The following is a 5387-nucleotide window of genomic DNA, read 5'->3' as shown; positions in this document are numbered from 1 at the left end:
CACCGCACCGGCGGACAGCTCCACCCCCCAGTCCGAGAGGGTCTGGAAGGTGCGGTTGTCGAGCGCGACCACCAACGCGGGCGGGGTGTCGACCGTCTGCGTGCCGTTGTTGTCCTCGACCTCGACGGTGTCGCTCGCGACGGCGGTGTCTTCGGTCTCTTCCTGACCGGTGGAACAGGAGGTCAGGGCCAGGGCGGACACCAGGGTCAGGGAGAGTGCCGCGAAGGGACGGGGGACGGACTGCATGGAGGTCTCCTTAACGAGTTCTTGACATAGGGGAGCCTAACCTAACCCCTTTGTCGAGCACACGACGGAGTGCCATTTGAGATCTTCTCCTCATTTTGTACCGCTCTGACCTGCATCTTCGTTGAAGGCGTTCGAGAGTCGGGACGGGAGGCGCCGGGGCCGGCGCGCCGAACACCGTGCCGTCACCACCCGCGAAGGAATGTTCGGAGCGACCGGCGGGTAGCAAAGGAGGTGCCGTCGAGAAACACGGGTGCAGGCACCCCTCTTGTGTGACGTACGGGTGCCATGGATTGGCGCCCGCACGCCGACTAGCGTGGGAGACCACCGGTCGACTCCGGGTCTCCCAGGAAAAGAGCGGTCCCATGCCAGAAGGCAGCACGGCACCACCGAAGAACAGAAGGGGTAGCGATTTCTCGCGGCTATCCCTGCGGATTCGGGAAGCCGGACTCATGGAACGCACGCCCGCCTACTTCGCGATCCGGTTGACACTCATCGCCCTGGCCTACGTCGGTGGATGGACGGCCTTCGTTCTCATCGGGGCGTCATGGTGGCAACTGGTCACCGCCGTCGCCCTGGCGGTGGTGTTCGGCCAGGTGGGACTGGTCTCCCACGAACTCGCGCACCGACAGATCTTCAACGGCCGTCGCCTCAGCGAGGGTGTGGGCCGACTCGTGGGCAACCTCGGGATCGGGTTGGGCTACGGGTGGTGGCAGGACAAGCACACCCGGCACCACGCCAACCCCAACCACGAGGAATTCGACCCCGATGTTCAAGCGGAACTGTTCGTGTGGTCCCAGGACCAGGCGGATCGGGCCCGCGGCCTCCCGGCGTTCTTCGGCCGGTACCAGGCCTTCCTCTTCTACCCGGTCCTGCTGTTGGAGGCGCTCAACCTCCACTACGGGAGCGTGCGAGCGTTGCTGCGCCCCTCCACCAAGCACCGTGTGCTGGAGGGAGTGCTGTTGGCCGCCCACTTCGTGCTCTATCTCGGACTGGTCTTCGCGGTCCTCGAACCGCTCCAGGCGGTCGTGTTCATCGTGATCCAACAGGGTCTGTTCGGGGTCTACCTGGGCTGCATCTTCGCGCCCAACCACAAGGGGATGCCGACCCTGAAGAAGGGCGAGAAACTCGACTTCCTGCGCAAGCAGGTGCTGACCTCGCGCAACGTCCGAGGCGGTGCCTTCACCGACCTGGCACTCGGTGGGCTCAACTACCAGATCGAGCACCACCTGTTCCCGAACATGCCCAGCCCGCACCTGGCGAAGGCACAGCCGATCGTGCGCGACTACTGCGAGGAGATCGGGGTGCCGTACCACGAAACGGGTTTCTTCCGTTCGCACGCGGAGGCGCTCTCCCACCTGTACCGAGTGGGCGCCACCCTGCGCGGGAGCACCCCCGCACGAAGCTGAGGTGCCGGTTCAGTCGTGCCGGTCGCGCTCTCGGGCCCGGGCCGACTCGGTGTGCGAGTCCGGCTCGGTGTCCGGCAACGGCACCGCGCGCAGGATCTCGTTCGCCTCGTTGAACTCGGCGGTCGGCATGGCCCGCAGGGCGCTCACCATCTCCTCGTCCGCTCCCGCGTCCAGGGCGGCGTCCACCACCGCGTCCCGTGTCACCGGGAACCGCACCCCCTCCAGGACGTTCCGTAGCCCCTTGAGACCGCGTTCGACACCCATCACCGCCCCCAATGGTCGAAGGGCCCGGTCGCCCCACCCCGAGGAACGGGGTCGACCGGACCCGCATGGACATGCGGTGGGGCTACCCTGCGCCACCGTCGCTCAATCGCGCGCGTTCCCACACTCGGGCCACGGTGTCGGCCGTGACCACCGACGCCGAGTGGTTCGCGAGCACGGAGAAGGCGTGCTCCTGGGATTTGCGAAGGTAGGAGGCGGTGGCGTCGGCGACCAGGAAGGTGCGGTAGCCCGACTGGAAACCGTCGCGCACGGTGGCGTCCACACAGCAGTCGGTGGTCATCCCGCACACCGCCAACCAGGTGATCCCCCGCGAACGCAGTAGCGCGTCCAGGTCGGTGCCGTGGAAGGCCGAATAGCGTCGCTTGACCACCACGTCCTCCCCGGTGGCGGGGGAGACCCGGAACCAGTCCGCGCCGGGGGTCCCGGCCACGCAGGGCTCCAACGGAAGTCGCACGGCGGTGGACGCGTCGAGGAGACCTCGGAGCCAGAGCGAGGACCACCAAGGGGATTCGGGGTCCTGCTCCAGCCGCACCCAGACCACACGCACATCGGCCGCGCGGGCCCGTTCCACCAGCCGGGCGACCCGGGTGACGGCGTCACCCACCCGGGACCGCGCCTCCTCGTCCAACCAGGGGAGGTGCTCGGGGTCGCAGAAGTCCCGCTGGACGTCCACGACCACCAGAGCCGCTTCTTCCCGTGTCGACGGGACCGGGCGAGAACGCCCGGACACGTCGACGACATCGAAACTCACGCCGGCGCCCCCGCCGCGGACCGCAGCATCGGCATCACGCGTTCACCGAACGCCGCGAGGTCCGCGTGGTAGTCGGGGAAGATCAGCATCAGGCCGTCCAGTTCGGCCTCCTCGACCATCTCGTTGATCCTCTTGGCCACCGTGCCGGGAGACCCCGTCACGAAGGGGGTCTGGAAGGCCTCGTCCTCCGGGCGCTCGGCCGTCAACGACAGCGCCTTGTCCGGGGGCAGCCCCCAGGAGCGCTTCATGTTGACGATGGCCTCGACGTCGGCGCCACGGCCGTACTCCAGGCGACGGGCCTCCGCGGCGGCGTCGGTGTCGTCCATGACCACGGTGAGCATCGAATAGGTGCGGATGGTGCGACCCATTCGGGCCGCCCCGGCGCGGACCCGCCGGCACGCGTCGCGCAGCCCGGTCAGGTCGTGGGCGGTGAGGAACGACCCGTCACAGTGCCGGGCCTGGAACTCCAGCCCGGCCGGGGACCGCCCGGCACCGATGATGGTCGGCGGCGAGGCGGGGTGCGGCAGGGAGCGACAGTCCTCCAGATCGAAGAACTCGCCGTTCAGGGTCACCGAGTCCTCGGTCCACAGACGGCGCAGCGCCGTGGCCCACTCCTCGGTGTACCGATAGCGGTCGGCGTGCTCCATGTCCTCACGCCACAGCCCCATCTGACGGAACTCGTCGGCGTAGGAACCGACGACGATGTTCATCCCGGCGCGTCCGCCGCTGATCTCCTGGAGGGTGGTGAACATCTTCGCGGCCATGGCCGGATGGAAGAGGTTGGCGTGGACGGTCGCCCAGACTCCGACCCTTTCGGTGGCCTCGGCCAGCCCCGCCATCATCGTCATCGACTCCAGGGTCCGATCCCAGTGCCCGGTGGCACCGCCGTAGCCGCGCCACTTGCCCATGGACATGACGAAGTCGAAGCCGTGCTCCTCAGCGAGGGCCGCGGAATGGCGGTTGTAGGCGTAGGTCGCCTCCGGGTGGGGTGCCGTCTCGGACACGATCCAGCCGCCGCTGCCGATGGGCAGGAAGATCCCGTACTCGGTCCCGGGGGTCCTGAGATTCGTCATCGTGATACCTCGGTTCCTCTCGGGTTCACTCGTCGCCGGGCCAGACCACTTCGGTGGCCACGTGGACCGCTTCCAGGTAGCGGGGGTCGAACATGGGCTCCAGATCCGGGACAGAGTCCAGTTCGCCGCTGTCCTTGAGGATCTCGACCTCGTCCTCGGTCATGGTGAGGTCGACGTAGCCGTTGACCTGGTCGTCCGGGGTGGACCCGCCCACGAGTTCGCGTTCGGTGTTCCACACCTTGAGGTTGTGCTCGGTGTCGTATCCGGCCTCGTCGAGTTCGGCGGCGTATTCGACGCACTCCTCGCCGTTCTCCGAGCAGTGGTCGAAGGCCCGGGCGACGGCGCGCAGGAAGTCCTCGACGACGGTGGGATTCTCCTCGGCCCACTCGGGGTTCGTGGCCATCACCCCGAAGGAGCCGACCACTCCGAAGTCCTCGGGCAACCACTCGGTGTACTGCTCGTCCATGGCGTCGAGCTGGTGCGGTTCGTTGGAGCGGAAGCCTGTGAGGGCCTGGACCTGGTCGCGCGGGAGAACGGAGGGGTCGTATCCGGCCTCGACCTGTTCGATGGTGTCGAGGTCCACGCCCGCCTCGACCAGCATGGCCTCCACGGGTGCGGGCACCATGCTCTGGTGCCCCAGGGTCTGTCCCTCCAGGTCGGTCAGGTCCTCCACGTCCTGTTGGGTGAGCAGGGTGGAGATGGGCACGTGCCCGTAGGTGGCGATGCCCACGACCTCGTGGTCACGTTCGTTGGCCTGGACGATCTCGGCCTCGTTACTGGCGGGGGTGAAGTGCGCGGTTCCGGCCGACACCAGCTGGGCGTTGCCCATCACGTCGCCGTTGCCGGGCTGGATCTCCACGTCCAGGCAGAGCGTCTCGAACAGTCCCAGGGCGTCGGCGGCGATGACCTCCAGCTGACTGACGGAGGCCTGGTAGTGGTAGCCCGTGACGAAGGTGATCGTCCCGGCCCGCTGGTTGTCCGCGCAGCGGTCGTCGTCGATGACGGCGGCGGACGCTCCCTGCTCGGGTGCTTCCTGGCCGCAGGCCGAGACCAGGAGGGCACCGGCGAGGAGGGTCGCCGAGAGGAGCCCGGGACGGATCGGATGGCTCGGGAGGGTCATGTGGGGGGTCTTCCGTTCTCTGTGGGGGTCATCCGGAGGGATGTCGTCGGGACTCGTGCCAGAACAGCACCCGGTGTTCGACCGCGGTGACCAGTGCGAGCATGGTGAGTCCCATCGCCGCCAGGCAGGTGACGGCGGCGTAGACGAAGTCGAGGCGTGCTGTGGAGGCGGAGTTGCGGATCATGGTGCCCAGACCGCCGGAGGAACCCGCGGCCACGAACTCGGCGACCACCGCGCCGACCACGGACAGCGGCAGGACGACCCGCAGCGCGGCCAGCGTGTAGGGCAGGCTGCCCGGGAGCCGCAGTCGCAGCAGGACCTCCCAGCGGGAGGCGTTCAGTGTCTGAAAGACCTGTAACACCGTCGGAGGGACCGAACGCAGGCCGGTCGTCACGTTGATCAGCACGGGGAAGAACGTGATGATCGCGGTGACGATGACCTTGGGGGCCATGCCGAACCCGAACGCGACCACCAGCGCCGGCGTGATCGCCACGACCGGGGTCACGTTC

The 5387-nt window shown here is 67.9% G+C and carries 6 protein-coding genes and 1 pseudogene; 1 reads left to right on the top strand and 6 read right to left on the bottom strand.

The annotated features are described in order from the left end of the window. Window positions 1-246, bottom strand: a pseudogene (locus K8V84_RS00035) (iron ABC transporter substrate-binding protein); the annotation flags it as partial. 449 nt (window positions 247-695) lie between these two features. Between K8V84_RS00035 and K8V84_RS00030 the strand changes: the two are divergent. Then, a complete protein-coding gene (locus K8V84_RS00030) occupies window positions 696-1652 on the top strand; it encodes an acyl-CoA desaturase (RefSeq protein ID WP_304069068.1) in 957 nt (318 codons plus the stop codon). 9 nt (window positions 1653-1661) lie between these two features. Here K8V84_RS00030 and K8V84_RS00025 read toward each other — a convergent pair whose 3' ends face one another. The 5 genes from K8V84_RS00025 to K8V84_RS00005 form a co-directional block, all read right to left on the bottom strand. After that, a complete protein-coding gene (locus tag K8V84_RS00025; protein ID WP_304069067.1) occupies window positions 1662-1916 on the bottom strand; it encodes a DUF2795 domain-containing protein in 255 nt (84 codons plus the stop codon). An 82-nt stretch (window positions 1917-1998) separates the two neighbouring features. Continuing rightward, window positions 1999-2613 carry an isochorismatase family cysteine hydrolase gene (locus K8V84_RS00020; protein WP_304069066.1) on the bottom strand — a complete coding sequence of 205 codons (615 nt, stop codon included), beginning with the start codon at window positions 2611-2613 and terminating at the stop codon, window positions 1999-2001. Window positions 2614-2681: 68 nt separating this feature from the next. After that, window positions 2682-3758: an LLM class flavin-dependent oxidoreductase gene (locus K8V84_RS00015; RefSeq protein WP_304069065.1), complete on the bottom strand. Its 1077-nt coding sequence runs from the start codon at window positions 3756-3758 to the stop codon at window positions 2682-2684. A gap of 25 nt (window positions 3759-3783) precedes the next feature. Continuing rightward, the gene (locus K8V84_RS00010) at window positions 3784-4878 is read right to left on the bottom strand and encodes an ABC transporter substrate-binding protein (RefSeq protein WP_304069064.1); all 1095 of its coding nucleotides are present in this window, start codon (window positions 4876-4878) and stop codon (window positions 3784-3786) included. Window positions 4879-4906: 28 nt separating this feature from the next. Continuing rightward, on the bottom strand, window positions 4907-5387 hold a 481-nt coding region (locus K8V84_RS00005; RefSeq protein WP_304069063.1), incomplete at its 5' end, for an ABC transporter permease.

It is taken from the genome of Nocardiopsis listeri, from assembly GCF_020741345.1.
Taxonomy (GTDB): Bacteria; Actinomycetota; Actinomycetes; order Streptosporangiales; family Streptosporangiaceae; genus Nocardiopsis; species Nocardiopsis listeri_A.
Note: the sequence above shows the minus strand (reverse complement) of the source record. Positions and strands in the feature narration are given on the sequence as shown.